Raw genomic sequence first — 20,389 nt, 5'->3', positions numbered from 1 at the left:
CGGCGCGCGCCGGCAATAGCGTCCGGCACAGACCCGGCGCCCAAGTTCGCGCGGCCTTCCGCTCAGGGCGGTCGGACCGGGTGACGACGGGTACACCATCCGGGTAATCCCCGTCCTGCGGGGGTGCATCGATATAATTCCGAAGTTTTGCGCCTCGCTGGCGCACCCGCTTTGTTCCCGGCCGCAGCCGGCAGACCTCCAGCCACCATGACCAGCAACAGCCACCACACTCCTGACCACGAAGCGCCGCACGAAGGTCCGATCAAGACGCCGAAGCAGCTGATCTGGGCCGTGCTGTTCGCGTTCCTCGTGCCCATCATCGGCATCGTGCTGCTCGTGACCTACGTCGGTGCCGGCAAGAAGCCTGGCGCGGGCACCGACATCCTGGCCGAGGAGGCCGTGGCGCGCCGCATCCAGCCGGTGGGCACGATCGAGCTCCGCCTGGCTGCCGCGGGTGGTGGCGTGCTCAAGACCGGCGAGCAGGTGTTCCAGGCCCAGTGCTCGGCCTGCCACGGCACCGGTGCCGCCGGCGCGCCCAAGTTCGGCGACGCAGCCGCCTGGGGCCCGCGCATCAAGAATGGCTACGAGGCCCTGCTGACCTCGGCGCTCAAGGGCAAGGGCGCCATGCCGCCGCAGGGTGGCGCGCTCAGCGACGTGGAAGTGGGCCGTGCCGTGGTCTACATGGCCAACAAGGGCGGCGCCAATTTCGCCGAGCCCAAGGCGCCCGCCGGTGCCGCTGCCCCGGCGACGGCCGCCGCGCCGGCCGATGCGGCTCCTGCCGCTGCCGCTGCCACCCCGGCCCCTGCCGCGACGGTCGCCGCCGCCGCTCCCGCTCCCGCTCCCGCAGCCCAGGCCGGCGCTGCCGCCCCGGCCCTGTACACGCAGACCTGCCAGACCTGCCACGGTGCCGGCATCGCCGGTGCACCCAAGGTGGGCGACAAGGCCGCCTGGGCGCCGCGCGTGGCGCAAGGCATCGATGCGCTGACGGCCAGCGCCATCAAGGGCAAGGGCGCCATGCCGCCCAAGGGCGGCTCCACCGCCTCCGACGCCGACATCAAGGCCGTGGTGACCTACATGGCCAACGCGTCCAAGTAAGGCTTCCCCGCCCCACAAAAAAGCCGGCCCGAGGGCCGGCTTTTTCGTGTCTGCGCTGGGCGCGCGATTCAGCCCCGCGGAGGCTGCGGCGGATGAGGGGACGTCTGCTCCCAGCGGTCCGTGACCACCGCCGGGCTGAGGCGGTAGTTGAAGCGCCCGGGCAGCTCTTCGAAGCCCAGCTCGCCGTTGAGCGTCCACAGCCCCTGCTCCAGGGCCTGCGCCGCCAGGGGCATGTCGTGGCTGTGCACCAGGCCCAGGCCGAGGTCGGTGTCCAGGAACAGCCGGCCCTGCTCATCGAGCCAGGCGCCGCGCCACTGCGCGGGCGCGCCGGTGTGGGACTGGAGCTGGAAGGCCTCGTCCAGGCGCCACACCCACGGCGCGGCTTCGAGCTCCACGTACACCCGCTGCGGCCCGTTCTGGAAGAACCAGGCACCAGCGCCGTCGCACAGGTAGTTGCGCCCGATGAAGGCGCACAGTCCCTCGTGCTCGATGCGGCTGCCCCGGGACTGCGGGAAGGGGCCGGCGGCCTGCGTGGCCTCGTCACGCAGGTACCAGTGGCCCCGGATATCCAGTCCCAGCCAGCCGCGGGCATGCGGCACATCGGGCCACTTGCGCAGCGCGGCCTTGACGATCTCGTCCATGGTGTTGCTCGATGGTTTCAGCGTGGCGACTGCAGCCAGCGCGTCACGGCACTGGGCAGCGTCAGCACATGGCCCGGCCAGGCACCATGCGCGAAGCCCACATGCCCGCCGTCCAGCGGCTGCCACAGCGTCACGTAGTCGCCGACTTCCGCCTGCGTGGGCAGGCTGGCGGCGGGGATGAAGGGGTCGTTGCGCGCGTTGAGCACCAGCGCCGGCACGCGGATGCGGTGCAGGTGCGGCTTGGAGGACGCGCGCGTCCAGTAGTCGTCGGTGTCGCGGAAGCCGTGCACCGGCGCGGTGAAGGCGTTGTCGAACTCGTAGAGCGTGCGCGCGGCCAGCAGCTTCTCGCGCTTGAACAAGCCCGGGTGCTGCGCCAGCTTGGCCAGCGCCTTGGGCTTCATGGTGCTGAGGAACAGGCGCGTGTACACCAGCCGGTTGAAGCCCGCGCCGATGTGGTGGCCGCCGGCCACGAGGTCCAGCGGCGAGCTGACAGCTGCCACGGCCTGAGCCACGCGTGCGGCGCTGTCGCCGTTTTCCTCGGCCCAGCGCAGCAGCGCGTTGCCGCCCAGCGACACGCCCACGGCCATGACGTTGCGGCCGTGACGCTCGCGCAGGCGCTGCAGGATCCAGCCGACCTCCGCATGGTCGCCCGAGTGGTAGGCGCGCGGCGCGAGGTTGATCTCGCCCGAGCAGCCGCGGAAGTGCGGCACCGCGTAGCTCCAACCCAGCGCGCGAGCGGTGGCGGCGAATGCCTGCGCATAGTGGCTGCACGAGGAGCCTTCCAGCCCATGGAACAGCACCAGCAGCGGCGCGCCGGGCGGGCCGTGCTGGAAGTCCACGTCGATGAAGTCGCCGTCCGGCGTGCGCCAGCGCTCGCGCTGGTAGTCGGGGGCGGGGCCCTCGAAGCGGCGGGAGAAGAGCGCCGGCCAGATCGTCTGCAGGTTTCCGCCGGGCAGCCAGTAGGGTGCGCTGTAGTCCATGTCAGTGCAGGACGGTTGGAGCCTCGGAGATCTCGGGAGGCTCTTCGCGTGAGCCTCCGCTTGCATGATGCGCCACCAATCGCCACCCCTGGGGCCCCTTCAGGTAGACGTTGGTGGCCATCACCCATGCGGTCAAGGGCCCCTCGTCGGTGAGCACCTCCACGCGCTCCAGGAGGTTGTGCACCGCGCAGCCCGGACCCTGCACGCGGCGCACCTGCTCGGGCCTCGCGTGCACCGGGCCGTTGGCAAAAATGGCCTCGAAGGTGGCGCGCACCGCCGCCGGGCCCACCACGCGCGGGCCGCCGGGGTGGACGCACACCACCTCGTCGTCGTCTGCCCACACCGCCATCAGCCGTTCGAGGTCGCCGCGCTGCAGCGCCTCGTAGAACTCGGCCTCGATCTCCTCGGGCGAGGCCATGAGCGCGGCGGTTTCGGACTTGGGGCGGCGCGCCATGGCTGGTTCCTCGCGCGTGGCGTCAGCGGAACACCACCGTCTTGTGCCCGTTCATGAGCACGCGGTGCTCGACATGCCAGCGCACCGCGCGCGCCAGCACCACGCACTCGACATCGCGGCCCACGGCGGTGAGGTCCTCGGCGGAGAGGGCATGGTCCACCCGCTCGACGTCCTGCTCGATGATCGGGCCCTCGTCCAGGTCGGCCGTGACGTAGTGCGCCGTCGCGCCGATGAGCTTGACGCCGCGCGCATGCGCCTGCGCGTAGGGCCGCGCGCCCTTGAAGCTGGGCAGGAAGCTGTGATGGATGTTGATGGCGCGACCATGCAGCGCCTGGCAGAACTCGCTGCTGAGGATCTGCATGTAGCGCGCCAGCACCACCAGGTCGATGCGCTCCCGCTCGATCAGCGCCTCGATCTCGCGCTCCTGCGCGCGCTTGGCCTCGGCGCCCGAGCCGGTGGCCAGCGGCAGGTGGTGGAAGGGGACGCCGTAGCTAGCGGCCAGCTCGGCGAAGTCCGGGTGGTTGGAGACGATGGCCGGGATGTCCACCGCCAGCTGCCCGCTGCGCCAGCGGAACAGCAGGTCGTTGAGGCAATGACCGAACTTGCTGACCATCAGCAGCACGCGCGGGCGGGCATTCACCGCATGCAGCCGGGCGTCCATGCGGAACTGCTGGCGCATGTTGCCCAGCAGCCGCTCCAGCGTCGCGGCGTCCGACAGGTGCTGCGGCGCCTCGAAGTGCACCCGCATGAAGAACAGCCCCGTGGCGTCTTCCGCGCCCACGTCGCCGAACTGCTGCGAGTCGATGATGTTGCAGCCCGCCTGGTACAGCAGCCCGGAGACGGCATGGACGATGCCGGGCTGGTCCTGGCAGGACAAAGTAAGAATGAATTCCTGGTCTCGCGGCATGGCAGATGTTCCTTGCCGTGGATTGTAGGGAGGGGCCACCCCGGCCTCGCCGGCGCAAGACCCGACGCCGCGAGCGCAAGCGGGCGCCGCGGGGACGAAAAAAAGCCGCCCGGCAGGCGGGCGGCTTTTGCGCGGGAGAGTGCCGGCAGGCGGCGCGGCGTCAGTGGTGCGCCGAAACCTTCTCGCCGGCCTTGAGCCGGTAGTGCGTGCCGCAGTACGGGCACCAGCCCTCGCCGGTGGTGGCCACGTCGATGAACACGCGCGGGTGGGTGCTCCACAGCGGCATCTTCGGATTCGGGCAGAACACCACGCCCGGGCCCTGCAGCTCGGACGCGCTCACTTCGACGACGGACTTGGCTTCGGTACTCATCACGGTCTCCTTCAACTCAAACCTTGGTCAGCCACTCGGCGTACTTGGCGTTGCGGCCGTTGACGATGTCGAAGAACGCGGCCTGGATCTTCTCGGTGATGGGACCGCGGTAGCCGCGGCCGATCTCCACGCGGTCGAGCTCGCGGATGGGCGTCACTTCGGCGGCGGTGCCGGTGAAGAAGGCCTCGTCGGCGATGTAGACCTCGTCGCGCGTGATGCGCTTTTCCACCAGCTTCAGGCCCAGGTCCTGGCAGATGGCGAAGATCGTGTTGCGCGTGATGCCGTTGAGCGCGCCGGCGGACAGGTCGGGCGTGTACACCACGCCGTTCTTGATCACGAAGATGTTCTCGCCCGCGCCCTCGCTCACGAAGCCGGCGGCGTCCAGCAGCAGCGCCTCGTCGTAGCCGTCCTCCGTGGCTTCCATGTTGGCCAGGATCGAGTTGCTGTAGTTGCTCACCGCCTTGGCCTGCGTCATCGTGATGTTGACGTGGTGGCGGGTGTAGCTGCTGGTCTTGACGCGGATGCCGCGCTTGAGGCCTTCCTCGCCCAGGTACGCGCCCCAGGACCAGGCGGCGACCATCACGTGGATCGTGTTGCCCTTGGGGCTCACGCCCAGCTTCTCCGAGCCGATCCACACCAGCGGGCGCAGGTAGCAGCTCTCCAGGTTGTTGACGCGCACCACCTCGCGCTGCGCCTCCTCGATCTGCTCGATCGAGAAGGGCATCTTCATGCGCAGGATCTTGGCGCTGTTGAACAGCCGCTCGGTGTGCTCGCGCAGGCGGAAGATGGCCGTGCCATTGACCGTGTTGTAGGCGCGCACGCCCTCGAAGGCGCCGCAGCCGTAGTGCAGCGTGTGGGTCAGGACATGGATCTTGGCATCGCGCCAGTCGACGAGCTCGCCGTCCATCCAGATCTTGCCGTCGCGGTCGTGCATGGACATCGTGGACTCCGAAGGAATTTGGTGTGACGAAAAACTCACGATTCTACGAGGCGCCCCGCGCCCGCCCGCCCGCGCGGCGCTGAACCAGCGTGCGCCGTGCCGGTACTACGCCACGTCGCCCTCGCGCGCGAGCGTCCAGCGCCGGCAGCGCCCGCGCCGCATCTCCACCTCCACGCTGGCGCCGCCGGCGTCACGCCAGCGCCAGCGCTCGGCGCCCGGCGCGTCGCCCGCGCCCTCCAGGCGCTGGCCCAGGCTGCGCGTGAGCGACACGATGTCGAGCATGCGCATGCCCGGCTTGAGCTTGGCGTTGAGCATCACGGCGCTCTCCACGTAGCCCACCGGGAACTGGTTGGCGTTGCGCATCACCTTCACGGTGCGGTTGAACTGCAGCACCAGCCAGAACACCACCACTGTCAGCCCCAGCAGCGCGCCGCGCCAGCCGTACTGCACGAAGCCCAGCGCCAGCACGGCCAGCGCCAGCGCCCATCCGATCCACATGTTCATGTCGTTCCCTCGTCGTCTTGTTCAGTTCAGTCCAGCTCGCGCAGCACGTGGATCGCGTCCTCGATGCGCTCCACCGGGTGGATGGCCAGGCCCTCGATGGGCTTCTTGGGCAGGTTGGCGCGCGGCACCACCGCCACGCTGAAGCCCAGCTTGGCCGCCTCCTTGAGCCGCTCCTGGCCGCGCGGCGCGGGCCGGACTTCCCCGGCCAAGCCCACCTCGCCGAAGGCGATGAAGCCGCGCGGCAGCGGCTTGCCGCGCAGGCTGGAATGGATGGCCAGCAGCACCGCCAGGTCCGCCGCGGGCTCGCTGATGCGCACGCCGCCCACGGCGTTGACGAACACGTCCTGGTCCATGCACGACACGCCCGCGTGCCGGTGCAGCACCGCCAGCAGCATCGCCAGGCGGTCACGGTCCAGGCCCACCGACAGCCGCCGCGGGCTGGGCCCGCCCGCGTCCACCAGCGCCTGCACCTCCACCAGCAGTGGGCGCGTGCCCTCCAGCGTCACCAGCACGCACGAGCCCGGCACCGGCTCGCCGTGCGTGGACAGGAAGATGGCGCTGGGATTGGCCACGCCCTTGAGCCCGCGCTCGGTCATCGCGAACACGCCGATCTCGTTGACGGCGCCGAAGCGGTTCTTGATCGCGCGCACCAGGCGGAAGCTGGAGTGGGTGTCGCCTTCGAAATAGAGCACCGTGTCCACCATGTGCTCCAGCACGCGCGGGCCGGCCAGGGCGCCTTCCTTGGTGACGTGGCCCACCAGCACGATGCTGGTGCCGCCGCCCTTGGCCGCGCGCGTGAGGTGCGCGGCGCACTCGCGCACCTGCGCCACCGAGCCCGGCGCCGAGGTCAGCTGCTCGGAGTAGAGCGTCTGGATCGAGTCGATGACGCAGAAGGCCGGGCGCTCGGCCTCGACGGTGGCCAGGATCTTCTCCAGGTTGATCTCCGCCAGCACGCGCACGCGCGCGCCCTCCAGGCCCAGGCGGTGCGCGCGCAGCGCCACCTGCGCGCCGGACTCCTCGCCGGTGACGTAGAGCACCGGCATCTGCTGGGACAGTGCGTCCACCGCCTGCAGCAGCAGCGTGGACTTGCCGATGCCCGGGTCGCCGCCGATGAGCACCACGCCCCCGGCGACGATGCCCCCGCCCAGCACCCGGTCCAGCTCCTCGATGCCCGTGGGCGTGCGCGCCACGTCGCCGGCCTCGATCTCGCTGAGCGTGGCCACCGGCTGGCTCTTGGCCAGCGCCTGGAAGCGGTTCTTCGACGCTCCCGTTCCGCCGCTTTCCGCCGGCCCTTCCACCAGCGTGTTCCAGGCCCCGCAGGCCGGGCAGCGCCCCAACCACTTGGCGCTGGTGCCCCCGCACTCGGTGCAGGTGTAGATGCTTTTTTCACGTGCCATGGCGCCATTGTCCCGGCCCGCTCCAACCCCGCGCCCGCGAGCGGCCAAGGCGGGGCGCTGTTGCGCCCGCGCGCCACCTGCTGAAATGCCCGACTGGCAAGAGGCTCCCCCGTGGTCACACTGGCGCCCTTGGCGTCCAGACACCGCAGGAGAGGGTCCATGGGGATGAAGCACAACAAGGTGAAGGCAGCCCTGGCGGCGGCCGTGGCGTTGCTGGTGGCGGGTTGCGGCGGGGGCGGCGACGACGCACCGCCACCGCCACCGACCTACACGCGGATGGTGAGCTTCGGCGACAGCCTCAGCGACGTGGGCACGTACCGCACGCGGGGCGTCGCGGCACTGGGCGGCGGCCAGTACACGGTCAATGACTTCAACCCGGCCACCCGGCCCAAGGCCGGCACCAACTGGACCGAGCAACTCGCGCACGAGCTGGCCCTGCCGGCCCCCTGCGCGGCGCGCACGGGCCTGAACTCGCCGGCCGGCGGTCCCCTGGCGGCGCTGGCCGAGCCCGTCGCGGACCACCCGACCTGCTTCAACTACGCGCAAGGCGGCTCCCGGGTCACCGAGCCCTTCGGGCCGGGCAATGCCGCGACCCTGGCCGTGGGCGACACCCGCGGCTACCTGGGCGCGCTGACCGAGCCGGTGGCGGCGCAGATCGCGCACCACCTCGCGGTGGCGGGCGGCAGCTTCGCCGCCGGCGACCTGGTCACGGTGATGGCCGGCGGCAACGACGCCCTGGTGCAGCTTTCGAGGTTGACGGCCGCGATCAAGGCCGGTGCGAGCGCTGACGATCTCAACGTGCTGGGCGCGCAGATCCGCGATGCGCTGACGCTGGCCGGCACGCAGCTGGTGGGCCTGATCCAGAGCCAGTTGCTGGCCAAGGGCGCGCAGCGCGTGGTGGTGGTGCTGCTGCCCGACGTCGGCGTCACGCCCGCAGTGGCGGCGCTGTCTCCGACCCAGCGCGCCTCCGTCTCGCAGCTGGCCCTGGCTTTGAACCTGCCGTTGCTGCAGGCCTTCGCCAACGAGCCCCGCGTGCTGGTGGCGGACGCGTACACCGCCAGCGAGCTGCAGGCGCTGGCTCCGGCGAATTACGGCCTGCTCAACACCACCACGCCGGCATGCGACCTCACGAAGGCGTCCACCGCGCTGTTCTGCAGCGCGGCGACGACCGTGGCCGCTGACGTCTCGAAATACTGGTTCTCCGACGACGTGCACCTCACGCCCTACGGCTACCAGCTGCTGGCGCGGGTGGTGACCGACACCATGACGCGCGCGAACTGGCTGGCGCCCTCGGGCTCGCGCCCGTGCAACAGCCAGCCCGACGGCTGCACGCTGGCGCCGCTGCCGCAGTAGCGGCCGGCTCAGGAATCGACGCGTCCGCGCAGCGCCTTCACCGCCCCGTGGCGCGCCTTGGCCTCCACGCGGCGGCGCTGCGAGGCCCGGGTGGGCTTCGTGGGGCGGCGCACCTTGGGCGCCTCGGCCACGCTGTCCACCAGCGCCTGCAGCCGCGTCAGCGCATCGGCGCGGTTCATCTCCTGGCTGCGGTGCTCCTGCGCCTTGATCACCACCACGCCCTCGCGCGTGATGCGCGCGTCGCCCAGCGCCAGCAGCCGCTGCTTGACGTCCTCGGGCAGGGAGCTGGCGCGGATGTCGTAGCGCAGGTGGACGGCCGTGGAGACCTTGTTGACGTTCTGCCCGCCCGCACCCTGCGCGCGCACCGCGGTGCAGTGCACTTCATGCGGCTGGACCTGGACGCTGGGCCTCATGGCTTCAGACCGTGAGCACCGGCACCCGCAGGGCCAGCGCGCACATCAGCTCGTAGCCCAGGGTGCCGGCGGCTTGCGCCACCTCGTCGATGGGCAGCACCGCACCGCGCGGCCCGCGCCCCCACAGCGTCACCTCCGCGCCGGGCTGCGCCGCGGGCACGGGTGACAGGTCCACCGCCAGCATGTCCATCGACACGCGCCCGAGGGTGCGCGTGCGCACGCCCTCCACCAGCACCGGCGTGCCCGTGCCGGCATGGCGCGGGTAGCCGTCGGCGTAGCCGCAGGCCACGACCCCGATGCGCATGGGCTGCTGGGTTGTGAAGGTGCTGCCGTAGCCCACCGTCTCGCCCGGCTGCAGCTGCTGCACGGCGATGAGCTGCGAGCGCAGCGTCATGGTGGGCTGCAGGCCCCAGTGGGCGATGTCGTTCTCGGGGAAGTCCGGCGCGCTGCCGTAGACCATGATCCCCGGGCGCACCCAGTCGGCGCGCACGCGCGCGTCGGTGCCGGCCAGGCGCAGCGTCGCGGCGCTGTTGCTCAGCGAGCGCTCGCCGGGCAGGTCCGCCGTGGCCTCCAGGAAGCGCTGCACCTGCGGCTCCACGCCGCGCGGGCCGTCGGCGTCGGCGAAGTGGGTGACGAAGGAGATCTCGTCCACCTGCGGCAGCGCGTTAAGCCGCGCCCAGGCGCTCCTGAAGGCCTGGGGCCGCAAGCCCAGGCGGTTCATGCCGCTGTTGAGCTTGAGGAACACCCGGTGCGGCTGCTGCGTCTTGTGCGCCGCCAGCCAGTCGATCTGCGCCTCGCGGTGGATCACGTGCCACAGGTCCAGGCGCGAGCACAGCTCCAGGTCGCGCGGCTCGAAGCAGCCTTCGAGCAGCAGGATCGGCCCGCGCCAGTCGAGCTCGCGCAGCCGCCGCGCCTCGTCCAGGTCCAGCAGCGCGAAGCCGTCGGCGCCGCGCAGGGCCTGGAACACGCGCTCGATGCCGTGCCCGTAGGCGTTGGCCTTGACCACCGCCCACACCCGGGCGTCGGGCGCGGCGTCGCGGGCGCGCGCCAGGTTGTGGGTGAGGGCGTCGGTGTGGATGAGGGCTTGGATCGGGCGCGGCATGGCACGGCGGCGAAGGCAGAAGTGAGCAGCAATTCTGCCTTTGGGTTCCGGCCCGCTTTCACCCTGCGGGAAGCCAAAAAGCCGCGTGCTATAACCCCGCGCTTTGGCTCCAGGCCCCCCACCTGCATTTCCTGGCGCAGGCGCCTCCCCCGGGAGCGGCGCATGCCCTCCGCCCGCTGCGCATGAAAAAAGGCTTCTACACAATCATGTCAGCGCAGTTCTTCAGCTCGCTGGCTGACAACGCGCTGTTCGTCGCGGCGGTCGAACTGCTCAAGACCTCGGGGGCTGCGGAGTGGCAGCGCGCGGCGCTGGTGCCGATGTTCGCGCTGTTCTACGTGGTGCTGGCGCCCTTCGTGGGCGCCTTCGCCGACGCGGTGCCCAAGGGCAAGGTGATGTTCGTCGCCAACAGCATCAAGGTCGTGGGCTGCCTGATGATGCTGTTCGGCACCCACCCGCTGGCGGCCTACGCCATCGTCGGGCTGGGCGCGGCGGCGTACTCGCCGGCCAAGTACGGCATCCTCACCGAGCTGCTGCCGCCGTCGCAGCTGGTCAAGGCCAACGGCTGGATCGAGGGCCTGACCATCGGCTCCATCATCCTGGGCGTGCTGCTGGGCGGACAGCTCGTCGGCGCCCGCTTCGGCTCGGTGCTGCTGGGCTTCGACCTGCCGCTGATCGACACCGGCGTGGACACGCCGCCCGAGGCCGCCATCGCCTCGATGATCCTGCTGTACGTGCTGGCGGCGCTGTTCAACCTGCGCATCCCGCGCACTGAGGCGCCGCTGCAGCCGCTGGAGCTGGGCCCCGCCGGGCTGGTGCGCGACTTCTCGCACTGCAACGCGCGGCTGTGGGCCGACAAGCTGGGCCAGATCTCGCTGGCCACCACCACGCTGTTCTGGGGCGTCTCGGGCAACCTGCGCTACATCGTGCTGGCCTGGGCCGCGGCGGCGCTGGGCTACGGCACCACGCAGGCCTCCTCGCTGGTGGGCGTGGTGGCCATCGGCACGGCGGTGGGCGCCATCGTGGCCTCGCTGGCGATGCGGCTGGAGCGCGCCACCGGCGTCATCCCGCTGGGCGTGCTGATGGGGCTGCTGGTGATCGGCATGAATTTCATCACTGACGTCTGGATCGCCGCGCCCTTCCTGGTGCTGCTGGGCGGCATCGGCGGCTACCTGGTGGTGCCGATGAACGCGCTGCTGCAGCACCGCGGCCACAACCTCATGGGCGCGGGCCGTTCCATCGCGGTGCAGAACTTCAACGAGCAGGCCTGCATCCTGGGCCTGGGCGCCTTCTACACCGGCATGACCAAGCTGGGCCTGTCGGCCTTCGGTGCCATCACGATCTTCGGCATCGTCGTGGCCGGCACCATGGCGCTGATCGGGCGCTGGCACCAGCGCAACTGCGTGCGCCACCGCGACGAGGTCGAGCGGCTGCTGGCCATCGCGCGCAGCGACCGGCATTGACCGATCCTTCTCCGTCTGAACAAGAACACCCGTTCGGGCTGAGCTTGTCGAAGCCCTGCCGGCCGGCCGGGCCGGGGCCCTTCGACAGGCTCAGGGCGAACGGAGACAGCGAATGACCTTGCGGCCTCCTTCCTCTCCCTCTCCCGTCCTCCCCGCCCTGTCCCTGACCTTCAACGCCTTTGTCTGGGGCGTGTCCTGGTGGCCTTTCCGGCAGTTCCAGGCGCAGGGGCTGCATCCGCTGTGGACCACGGCGCTGATCTACACGCTGGCGGTGCTGCTCATCGCCGCGGCGCAGCCGCGCGCGCTCATTCACATGCTGCGCACGCCGGTGCTGTGGGTGCTGGTGCTGGCCTCGGGCAGCACCAACGCCGCCTTCAACTGGGGCGTGGCCATCGGCGACGTGGTGCGGGTGGTGCTGCTGTTCTACCTGATGCCGCTGTGGGCGCTGCTGCTGGCGCGGGTGCTGCTGCGCGAGCGCCTGGACGCCGCCGCGGGGCTGCGCATGGTGCTGGCGCTGTCCGGCGCGGCCGTCGTGCTGTGGCCGCAGCAGGGCGGGCTGCCGCTGCCGCGCAACCTCGCGGAGGTGCTGGGCGTGGTGGGCGGCTTCTGCTTCGCGGTCAACAACGTGATGCTGCGCCGCGAGGCGCACCAGCCGGCGGCCGCGCGCGGCCTGGCGATGTTCCTGGGCGGCGCGGTGGTGGCCGGCACCCTGGCGGCGCTGCTCACCACTGCCGGCGCCGTGGCGCCGCCCGCGCTGCCCACGCCGGCCTGGGGCCTGGCCGCCGTGGCCTTCAGCCTGTGCTTCATCGCCAGCAACCTGGCGCTGCAGTACGGCGCCTCGCGGCTGCCGGCCAACGTGACGGCGGTGGTCATGCTCAGCGAGCTGCTGTTCGCCTCGGTCTCGACCTTCGCGCTGGGCGCGGGCGAGTTCAGCGCCCGGCTGCTGGCCGGCGGCGCGCTCATCGTCTCGGCCGTGGTGCTGGCGGCACGACGCCCGGGCAAGCCGGCGCACTGAAGGCTTTCACGTGGAAAGCGGGCGCTACGATGCCCGCTCCCAGGCCACCAAGAAGCCGACGCCATGAACGACGCGACCACCGTCTACAACTTCGAGGCCCACACCATCGATGGCCGGCCGCTGCCCCTGATGACATACCACGACCGGGTGCTGCTGATCGTCAACACCGCCAGCCGCTGCGGCTTCACGCCGCAGCTCGCCGGGCTGGAAGCGCTGTGGGAACGCTACCGCGCGCGCGGCCTGGTGGTGCTGGGCTTCCCCTGCAACCAGTTCGGCGGCCAGGAGCCCGGCACCGAAGACCAGATCTTGGACTTCTGCAGCACGCGCTACGGCGTGAGCTTCCCGCTCATGCGCAAGGTCGAGGTCAACGGCGCGCACGCGCACCCGCTCTACAAGTGGCTGTGCGCGCAGGCGCCGGGGCTGCTGGGCAGCAAGGCCATCAAGTGGAACTTCACCAAGTTCCTGGTCGGCCGCGACGGCCGCAGCGTGCGCCGCTACGCGCCCACCGAGGCGCCCGAGAAGCTGGAGTCGGACATCGAAAAGGCGCTGGACGCCGGCTGAGGCCGCGCGCAGGAGGGGCCGCGGGGGCGGCCTATCATCCCGGCTCCTTCGGAGTCACCCCCATGTTCCAGCACCTCGAGCCCTACGCGGGCGATCCCATCCTGGGCCTCAACGAGCAGTTCCAGACCGACCCCCGGCCCCACAAGGTCAACCTCTCCATCGGCATCTACTTCGACGATGCCGGCCGCATCCCGGTGCTGGAGAGCGTGCGCCGTGCCGAAGCCCAGCTGCTGGAGCAGAGCGCGCCCAAGTCCTACCTGCCCATCGAGGGCTCCGCGGCCTGCCGCGCCGAGGTGCAGAAGCTGCTGTTCGGCGCCGGCCACGAGGCCGTCACCAGCGGGCGCATCGCCACGCTGCAGACCGTGGGCTCCAGCGGCGGCCTGAAGGTCGGCGCCGACTTCCTCAAGCGCTGGTTCCCCGGCATCGGCGTCTGGGTCAGCGACCCCACCTGGGACAACCACCGCGCCATGTTCGAAGGCGCCGGGCTGACCGTTAACACCTACCCGTACTACGACGCCGCCACCGGCGGGCTGAAGTTCGACGCCATGTGCGCCGCGCTGCGCCAGGTGCCCGCGGGCTCGGTGGTGCTGCTGCACGCCTGCTGCCACAACCCCACCGGCGTGGACCTCACGCGCGAGCAGTGGCTGCAGCTGATCCCGATCCTGAAGGAAGGGAAGCTGCTGCCCTACCTGGACCTGGCCTACCAGGGCTACGGCGACGGCATCGAGGAGGACGCCTTCGCCATCCGCGCGCTGGCCGACGCGGGCCTGCGCTTCTTCGTGGCGAATTCCTTCTCCAAGAGCATGAGCCTCTACGGCGAACGCGCCGGCGCGCTGTCGGTGGTGTGCGCCGATGCCGCGGAAGCCGACCTGGTGCTCGGCCAGATGAAGGCCACGGTGCGCCGCAACTACTCCAGCCCGCCCATCCACGCCGGCCTGGTGGTGGCCCGGGTGCTGGGCGACGCGCAGCTGCGCGCGCTGTGGGAGTCCGAGGTGGCGGCGATGCGCGAGCGCATCGCCGGCATGCGCCGCAGCCTGCACGGCGTGCTCGCCGCCAAGCTGCCGGGCCGCAACTTCGACTACTTCCTGACCCAGCGCGGCATGTTCAGCTACACCGGGCTGAGCGCGGAGCAGGTGGACCGCCTGCGCGAGGAGCACGCCGTCTACCTGGTGCGCTCGGGCCGCATGTGCGTGGCCGGCCTCAACACCGGCAACGTGCAGGCCGTGGCGGACGCGATGGCCGCGGTGCTGGCCTGACGCCTACTCCGCCACCGCCTCCAGCAGCCGCTGGCGCAGCCAGCGCTGCGCCGGGTCGGCGTCCTGGCGCACGTGCCACAGCATCTCCACCTGCACGCTCGCCAGGGTCAGGGGCAGGGGCTGCACCGCCAGCTCCTCCTGGTAGCCGGTGGCGGGCAGGAAGTGGCGCGGCAGCACCGTCAGCAGGTCCGAGCGCGTGACCACCAGCCCGGCGGTGAAGAACTGGTTCACCGTCAGCACGATGCGCCGCTGCCGCCCCTGTGCCGCCAGCGCCTCGTCCACCAGCCCGTGCGGACGGCCCGAGAAGCTCACCAGCAGGTGGTGCGCCTCGCAGAAGGCGTCCAGCGTCAGCGGCTGCTGCGCCAGCGGGTGGCCGCGGCGCATCACGCACACGTAGTCGGTCTCGTACAGCCGCGCGTGGCGCAGGGTGGCCTCCGGCCCCTGCGCCTGCAGCGCCGGGATCACCCACGGGAAGTGGCCGATGGCCAGGTCCACCTCGGCACGCTCCACCAGCGGGCGCGGGTCGCGCGTGGTCAGCGGCACGAAGCGCAGGTTCGCCAGCGCGTGCTCGCGCTCGATGCACTCCACCAGCCCCGGCGCCAGCAGCGCCGCGGTCGCGTCGGCCAGCGCGACGCGGAAGTTCACCGGGTCCGAGCGTGGATCGAACTCCTCCGGTGCCAGCGCCTGGCGCAGCGAGGCCAGCGCCGCGCGCACCTGCGGCCACAGCGCCTGCGCATGCGGCGTGGGCTGCATGCCGCGCGCGCCGCGCGTGAACAGCTCCTCGCCCACCGCCTGGTGCAGCCGCTTGAGCGCATGGCTCAGCGCCGGCTGCGTCATCGCCAGCGACGTCGCGGCCCGCGTGAGGCTGCCCTCGGCCATCACGGCGTCGAAGACGCGCAGCAGGTTCAGGTCCAGCGTGCGGAAATTCATGGTCGATCGTGTTATGCGGTTCGTTTATAGCAGGCTTGCTTACTCTTCAATTGTGTAAATTAGGGGGAAACCCTAGTATTCGGTCCATCGAAGAGTTCGATGTTTTCTGAAGAGGGACCACCATGACTGCCATCACCGTTTCCGCCTTCCGTCGCACTGCGCCGCGCGGTGCCGTGGTCGCCGCCGAGGTCTTCACCCGCATCTGGAACGGCCTGCGCGTGATGTTCGCGCCCGCTCCGCGCACCCATGAGCAGGAAGTGGCCGACGTCCGCGCCCTGGCCCATGCCCTGCGCCATGAAGACCCGCGACTGTCGAGCGAGCTGATGTGCGCCGCCGACCGCTACGAGCGCCACTACGTCGGCTGAAGAAGCCGAAGCCGGCCGCGTGAAGCGGCCATTGCCATCAAGCGACTCGGGCCCGTTCAGGGCCCGTTTTGTTTTCTGCAGACCGCCGCCGCGGCGGTCTCACACCAGCGGCGCTTGCAGCCCTTCGGCCTCGAACATCTTCTGCACCGCGGGTCGCGCCAGTAGCCGCTGCAGGTACGGGCCCAGGTGCGGGTACTCGCGCGCCGGGCGGTCGAAGTTGCGCGTCCAGCGGCACAGCATCAGCGCGTAGGCGTCGGCGACCGTGAAGTCGGCGCCCAGCAGCCACGCGCCGCCGGCAGCCGCCACCTGCTCGTCCAGCAACTGCAGCATCTTGGCGATCTGCTCCTCGGCCTGCGCGCGCACCTGCGCCGCGGCGGCGGCGTCGCCGCTGTCCACGAGGCGCTCCGGGTAGAACCAGTGCATCAGCATGGCCTGCAGCGTGTTGCTCAGCCACAGCATCCACTGGTAGAGGCGCGCGCGCTCGGCGCTGCCCACGGGCGGCGCCAGGCGTGCCTCGGGGAAGCGGTCCGCCAGGTGCAGGCAGATGGCGGCGGCCTCGTAGAGGACCAGCTCGCCGTCGACCAGCACCGGGATGCGGCCGTTGGGGTTGAGCTTCAGGTAGGCCGGCGACTGGTGCTCGCCGCGGTCGCGGTCCACGAACTTCAGTTCGAAGGGCGCGCCGATCTCCTGCAGCAGCAGGTGCGGCGCCATGCTGGCGTTGCCGGGGTGGTAGTGGAGCTGCATCGCGGTGGGGTGCTGCGGGGGAGGGACGCGCTGCGCGGCCGTTGCGGCGCGCACGGGCTTCGGGCCGGATCGGGGCATTGTGCCCAGGCGCCGGGCTAGGATGGCCGGCCACTGGTCGCACGAGAACTCAAAGGAGAGCCGCCGATGCCCCATCGCCGCGATTGCCTGCTTGCCCTGACGGCCCTGGCCACGCTGCCGGCCTGGGCCGCCGCGCCGCCGCAAACCATCCGCGTGCCGCCACTGCCGCTGCACGAGCGCCGGCTGGCCAACGGGCTGCAGGTGCTGGCGCTGCCGGCCCGCAACACCTCCACCGTCAGCGTGCAGGTCTGGTACCGCGTCGGCGGCAAGGACGACCCGCCCGGGCGCTCGGGCTTCGCCCACCTCTTCGAGCACATGATGTTCAAGGGCTCGCGCCACATGGGCGCGGCCACCTTCGACCGCCTCACCGAGGACGTGGGCGGCAGCAACAACGCCTTCACCGCCGAGGACGTCACGGCCTACCACAGCACCGTGCCGTCGAACCACCTGGAGCGCATCCTGTGGGCCGAGGCCGAGCGCATGGGCAACCTGGTGGTGGACCAGGCCAACTTCGACAGCGAGCGCGCCGTGGTGCAGGAGGAATACCGCCAGCGCGTGCTCGCCAGCCCCTACGGGCGGATGTTCAACGTGCTGCCCCAGTACGGCTACATCGAGCATCCCTACAAGCGCCCCGTCATCGGCAGCATCGAGGACCTCAACGCTGCGACGCTGGAAGACGTCCGCAGTTTCCACGACACCTACTACCGCCCCGACAACGCCACGCTCATCGTCTCGGGCGACTTCGAGCCCAAGCAGCTCGACGCCTGGGTGGACCGCTACTTCGGCCCCATCGCCAAGCCCGACCGTCCCATCCCGCGCGTGACGGTCCGCGAGCCGCGCCGCACCGAGAGCAGCCGCGCCCAGGCCTTCGGGCCGAACGTGCCACTGCCGGCGGTGGCACTGATTTGGCAGGGCCCGCGTGCCGACAGCCCGGACGCCGCGGCGCTGAGTGTGGCGTCGGCGCTGCTGTCGGCCGGCGAGTCCTCGCGGATGAACGAGGCGCTGGTGTACCGCGAGCAGTCGGCGCAGGCCGCCGGCTTCAACGCCGACCTCAACGCCGATGCCGGGCTGCTGATGGCCTTCGCCATCGCCGCGGGCGGACACTCCACGGCGCAGCTGGAGCAGGCGCTGCTGCGCGAGATCGAGCGCCTGGCCACGCGCCGCATTCCCGACGCCGAGCTGGAGAAGGTGCGCACGCAGGTGCTCACCGGCGAGCTCGCCAGCCGCGAGACCCCGCACGGCCGCGCCCAGAGCGTGGGCTGGGCCGTGATCCAGCGCGGCGACCCGCGTGCCGCCGACCGCGAGCTGGCCGAGCTGCAGGCCGTGCGCGCCGCCGACGTGCAGCGCGTGCTCAAGAGCTACGTCCTGGAGCGCCCGCGCGTGACGCTCGACTACACGGAGAAGAAGTCTTGATGAAGGCACCCCGGCTCCTCCCCCTGGCCGCCTTGCTGTTGGCCGCCCTGGCCGCGCGCGCCGCCACCCCCGGCGTGGACGCGCCGCCCGAAGCGCAGCCGCCGCGCCCGGCCGTGCTGCCGCCCATGCCCGAGCAGCGGCTGCCCAACGGGCTGCGCGTGGTCGTGGCGCCGCGCAGCGACATCCCGCTGGTGAGCGCGCGGCTGCTGGTGCGCGCCGGCCCCGAGACCGACCCGCCGGGCCTGGCCGGGCTGTCCTCCATGGCCGCCACGCTGCTGTCCAAGGGCGCCAAGCGCGGCGGGCGCGCGGTGGACGCCACCATGCTGGCGCAGCAGGCCGAGGCGCTGGGCGGCTCGCTGGACACCGGCAGCAGCTGGCGCTCCACCACCGTCTCCATGACCGTCACCACGCCCAAGCTCGACGCGGCGCTGTCGCTCATCGCCGACGTGGCGCGCCGCCCGACGCTGGCGGCCGACGAGCTGGAGCGCGCGCGCACGCAATCGCTGGACTCGCTGCGCGTGGCGCTGTCCAGCCCCGGCACCGTGGCGGCCATCGCCGCGCGCCGCGCCTACTGGGGTGACTCGCCCTACGGCGTCTCCACCACGCCGGCCTCGCTGCAGAAGATCTCCGTGGCCGACATCAAGCGCTTCCACGCCACGCAGTTCCGGCCCGACCAGGCGGCCCTGGTGCTGGCCGGCGACGTGACCGAGGCGCAGGCGATGCAGCTCGCCCGCCGCCACTTCGGCGACTGGCGCGCGCCGGACACGCCGCTGCCGCCGCCGGTCACCGCCCAGCCCAGCCCGCAGAAGGACGCCGCCGTGCTGGTGGACATGCCCGGCGCCGGCCAGAGCAGCGTGATGGTGGTGGCCCCCTTCGTCGCGCTGGACAAGGAGGACCGCATCACGCGCCGCATCGGCCAGAGCGCCAACGTGCTGCTGGGCGGCGGCTACTCGGCGCGGCTGAACCAGGAGGTGCGCATCAAGCGCGGCCTGAGCTACGGCGCGCACAGCGAGGCCGAGGCCCATCCCGGCGGCGGCATGTGGAGCGCCAGCGCCCAGACGCAGAACAGCAGCGCCGGCCAGGTGCTGCAGGTCATGCGCGAGGAGATCGAGCGGCTGCGCGGCGCGCCCCCGGGCGCGGAGGAGCTGGAGGCACGCAAGGCCACGCTCACCGGCGCCTTCTCGCGCCGGCTGGAAACCGTGGGCGGGCTGGCGGCGACCATTTCCGGGCAGGTGGCGCAGGATCGGCCGCTGGCCGAGCTGCGCGGCTTCGTGCAGGAGATCACCGCCGTGACGCCGCAGCAGGTGCAGGCCTTCGCGCAGAAGTACTGGGCGCCCGAAGCGCTGCGCGGCGTGATCGCCGGCGACCTCAAGGCCGCGGGCGACCTGGCCGGCGTGGGCGCGGCGCAGCGCCTGACGGTGCCGGTGCTGGCCGGCACGGCGGCGGTGCCCGCGGCCTCGCCGGTGGCGCCGCCCGCCTCGGAGCCGGCGTCCTCACCCGTGCCGTCGGCGACCGAGCCCTCGCCCGCGACGCCCGCCACCACGGCGCCGCGCTGACAGCCCGGAGCCGCTTTCGCCTTCCGCTTTCCGTCTTACGTCTTCCCTGGTCCGTTTTTCACGTGGAGAGAGAGGAGCCTGCCGATGAAGCCGATCGTCGTCATCACCACCGTGGCTACCAGCGACGACGCGCGCCGCCTGGCGCGCGCACTCGTGGAGCGCCGCCTCGTGGCCTGTGCGCAGATCTCGCAGATCGAGAGCGTCTACATCTGGGAAAACAAGCTGCAGCAGGAGGGCGAGTACCGCCTGATGCTCAAGACCGTCGCCTCGCGCTACGCGGCGGTGGAGGAGGCCATCCGCGAGCTGCACCCCTACACGCTGCCCGCGATCTACGCGCTGGCGCTGGAGCGGGTGCACGGGCCGTATGCGGACTGGGTGGGGGAATACAGCGGGGGATAAAAGCTGCGAATATTCTGAAATGACTTGCTATGCCCTCTTGTCCGCGCAGGGGGGCATTTTAATTTTTCGTGATGGAGCTTGTGTTTATGAAAGCAAGTGTTCGTCAATTATTGGGGCGGTTGGTTTCTTGTATGAGGAGCGCAAGTCACGCCTCTCTTCAAACAATTTTCTCGGCGTTCGCAATTGTTGTGTCAATAGGGGCTCTTTGGTTTTCTTGGCGACAGGTTGAGCTATCTAGGATTCACAATCGGGTTTCTGTTGCGCCCTTGGTGCGCATTACTCCCCATGCAGAAGGTACTGCCGGGCGCAGTGGGGTGTATATATCAAATTCTGGTTTGGGTCCAGCTATATTGAGAAAGATAAAAGTAGGACTTACGCAAAAGTTTGATAGAAAATCATAGAAATCCCATGAATTAATTTCAACTTGAACTTCTTGAAAGCATAGATCATAGTTTT

Annotated in this window: 23 protein-coding genes; 10 read left to right on the top strand and 13 right to left on the bottom strand. The window is 70.8% G+C overall.

Translation table 11 applies throughout. The features are described 5' to 3' along the window. Positions 1 to 207: 207 nt before the first annotated feature. Complete coding sequence (locus H537_RS0134430; RefSeq protein ID WP_029001512.1) at positions 208 to 1,095, top strand: c-type cytochrome; 888 nt, start codon at positions 208 to 210, stop codon at positions 1,093 to 1,095. A 68-nt stretch (positions 1,096 to 1,163) separates the two neighbouring features. On the opposite strand, the gene H537_RS47215 is transcribed toward H537_RS0134430, so the two are convergent. The 8 genes from H537_RS47215 to radA form a co-directional block, all read right to left on the bottom strand. Then, complete coding sequence (locus H537_RS47215) at positions 1,164 to 1,736, bottom strand: DUF2946 family protein (RefSeq protein ID WP_051244237.1); 573 nt, start codon at positions 1,734 to 1,736, stop codon at positions 1,164 to 1,166. A 17-nt stretch (positions 1,737 to 1,753) separates the two neighbouring features. Further along, positions 1,754 to 2,716, bottom strand: coding sequence for a YheT family hydrolase (locus H537_RS0134420; RefSeq protein WP_029001511.1), 963 nt, complete (start codon positions 2,714 to 2,716; stop codon positions 1,754 to 1,756). 1 nt (position 2,717) lies between these two features. Beyond that, on the bottom strand, positions 2,718 to 3,170 hold the full coding sequence (locus H537_RS0134415; RefSeq protein ID WP_029001510.1) for a YybH family protein: 453 nt from the start codon (positions 3,168 to 3,170) through the stop codon (positions 2,718 to 2,720). Between the two features lie 22 nt (positions 3,171 to 3,192). Then, the gene (gene purU / locus H537_RS0134410) at positions 3,193 to 4,077 is read right to left on the bottom strand and encodes a formyltetrahydrofolate deformylase (RefSeq protein WP_029001509.1); all 885 of its coding nucleotides are present in this window, start codon (positions 4,075 to 4,077) and stop codon (positions 3,193 to 3,195) included. Positions 4,078 to 4,237: 160 nt separating this feature from the next. Then, entirely contained in the window at positions 4,238 to 4,447 is a 210-nt protein-coding gene (locus tag H537_RS0134405) for a zinc-finger domain-containing protein (protein ID WP_029001508.1), read from the bottom strand. Between the two features lie 16 nt (positions 4,448 to 4,463). Then, positions 4,464 to 5,387, bottom strand: coding sequence for a branched-chain amino acid transaminase (locus H537_RS0134400; protein WP_029001507.1), 924 nt, complete (start codon positions 5,385 to 5,387; stop codon positions 4,464 to 4,466). A gap of 105 nt (positions 5,388 to 5,492) precedes the next feature. Next, entirely contained in the window at positions 5,493 to 5,891 is a 399-nt protein-coding gene (locus H537_RS0134395; RefSeq protein WP_029001506.1) for a hypothetical protein, read from the bottom strand. Positions 5,892 to 5,917: 26 nt separating this feature from the next. Beyond that, positions 5,918 to 7,288 (bottom strand): DNA repair protein RadA, encoded by a 1,371-nt coding sequence (gene radA, locus H537_RS0134390; RefSeq protein ID WP_029001505.1) that lies wholly within the window; start codon positions 7,286 to 7,288, stop codon positions 5,918 to 5,920. Positions 7,289 to 7,447: 159 nt separating this feature from the next. Between radA and H537_RS0134385 the strand changes: the two genes are divergently transcribed. After that, entirely contained in the window at positions 7,448 to 8,641 is a 1,194-nt protein-coding gene (locus H537_RS0134385) for an SGNH/GDSL hydrolase family protein (protein WP_156902133.1), read from the top strand. 8 nt (positions 8,642 to 8,649) lie between these two features. Here the strand turns inward: H537_RS0134385 and arfB are convergent, their stop codons facing one another. Then, entirely contained in the window at positions 8,650 to 9,054 is a 405-nt protein-coding gene (arfB, locus tag H537_RS0134380; RefSeq protein ID WP_029001503.1) for an alternative ribosome rescue aminoacyl-tRNA hydrolase ArfB, read from the bottom strand. Positions 9,055 to 9,058: 4 nt separating this feature from the next. Next, positions 9,059 to 10,156 carry an alanine racemase gene (alr, locus tag H537_RS0134375; protein WP_029001502.1) on the bottom strand — a complete coding sequence of 366 codons (1,098 nt, stop codon included), beginning with the start codon at positions 10,154 to 10,156 and terminating at the stop codon, positions 9,059 to 9,061. Positions 10,157 to 10,338: 182 nt separating this feature from the next. Between alr and lplT the strand changes: the two genes are divergently transcribed. The 4 genes from lplT (at position 10,339) to H537_RS0134355 (ending at position 14,448) form a co-directional block, all read left to right on the top strand. Further along, on the top strand, positions 10,339 to 11,616 hold the full coding sequence (lplT, locus tag H537_RS0134370; RefSeq protein ID WP_029001501.1) for a lysophospholipid transporter LplT: 1,278 nt from the start codon (positions 10,339 to 10,341) through the stop codon (positions 11,614 to 11,616). A gap of 112 nt (positions 11,617 to 11,728) precedes the next feature. Continuing rightward, the gene (locus tag H537_RS0134365) at positions 11,729 to 12,631 is read left to right on the top strand and encodes a DMT family transporter (RefSeq protein ID WP_043461398.1); all 903 of its coding nucleotides are present in this window, start codon (positions 11,729 to 11,731) and stop codon (positions 12,629 to 12,631) included. A 63-nt stretch (positions 12,632 to 12,694) separates the two neighbouring features. Next, positions 12,695 to 13,192 carry a glutathione peroxidase gene (locus H537_RS0134360; RefSeq protein WP_029001499.1) on the top strand — a complete coding sequence of 166 codons (498 nt, stop codon included), beginning with the start codon at positions 12,695 to 12,697 and terminating at the stop codon, positions 13,190 to 13,192. A gap of 62 nt (positions 13,193 to 13,254) precedes the next feature. Beyond that, positions 13,255 to 14,448: an amino acid aminotransferase gene (locus H537_RS0134355; protein ID WP_029001498.1), complete on the top strand. Its 1,194-nt coding sequence runs from the start codon at positions 13,255 to 13,257 to the stop codon at positions 14,446 to 14,448. A 3-nt stretch (positions 14,449 to 14,451) separates the two neighbouring features. On the opposite strand, the gene H537_RS0134350 is transcribed toward H537_RS0134355, so the two are convergent. After that, a complete protein-coding gene (locus H537_RS0134350; RefSeq protein ID WP_029001497.1) occupies positions 14,452 to 15,378 on the bottom strand; it encodes a LysR family transcriptional regulator in 927 nt (308 codons plus the stop codon). 122 nt (positions 15,379 to 15,500) lie between these two features. Between H537_RS0134350 and H537_RS0134345 the strand changes: the two genes are divergently transcribed. Then, a complete protein-coding gene (locus tag H537_RS0134345) occupies positions 15,501 to 15,743 on the top strand; it encodes a hypothetical protein (RefSeq protein WP_029001496.1) in 243 nt (80 codons plus the stop codon). A 99-nt stretch (positions 15,744 to 15,842) separates the two neighbouring features. Here the strand turns inward: H537_RS0134345 and H537_RS0134340 are convergent, their stop codons facing one another. Continuing rightward, the gene (locus H537_RS0134340; RefSeq protein WP_029001495.1) at positions 15,843 to 16,487 is read right to left on the bottom strand and encodes a glutathione S-transferase family protein; all 645 of its coding nucleotides are present in this window, start codon (positions 16,485 to 16,487) and stop codon (positions 15,843 to 15,845) included. 144 nt (positions 16,488 to 16,631) lie between these two features. On the opposite strand from H537_RS0134340, the gene H537_RS0134335 reads away from it, so the two are divergent. The 3 genes from H537_RS0134335 (at position 16,632) to cutA (ending at position 19,933) form a co-directional block, all read left to right on the top strand. Beyond that, entirely contained in the window at positions 16,632 to 17,978 is a 1,347-nt protein-coding gene (locus tag H537_RS0134335) for a M16 family metallopeptidase (RefSeq protein WP_029001494.1), read from the top strand. Further along, entirely contained in the window at positions 17,978 to 19,534 is a 1,557-nt protein-coding gene (locus H537_RS47210) for a M16 family metallopeptidase (protein WP_051244234.1), read from the top strand. Before H537_RS0134335 ends, H537_RS47210 begins: the two co-directional genes overlap by 1 nt. A gap of 84 nt (positions 19,535 to 19,618) precedes the next feature. Further along, positions 19,619 to 19,933 (top strand): divalent-cation tolerance protein CutA, encoded by a 315-nt coding sequence (cutA, locus tag H537_RS0134325; RefSeq protein ID WP_029001493.1) that lies wholly within the window; start codon positions 19,619 to 19,621, stop codon positions 19,931 to 19,933. Positions 19,934 to 20,174: 241 nt separating this feature from the next. Here cutA and H537_RS55215 read toward each other — a convergent pair. Beyond that, positions 20,175 to 20,389: hypothetical protein (locus H537_RS55215; protein WP_211235139.1), on the bottom strand; the 215-nt coding region annotated here is incomplete at its 5' end.

Origin of the sequence: Azohydromonas australica DSM 1124 (genome assembly GCF_000430725.1) — a bacterium.
In the GTDB taxonomy this organism is placed as follows: Bacteria; Pseudomonadota; Gammaproteobacteria; order Burkholderiales; family Burkholderiaceae_C; genus Azohydromonas; species Azohydromonas australica.
Note: the sequence above shows the minus strand (reverse complement) of the source record. Positions and strands in the feature narration are given on the sequence as shown.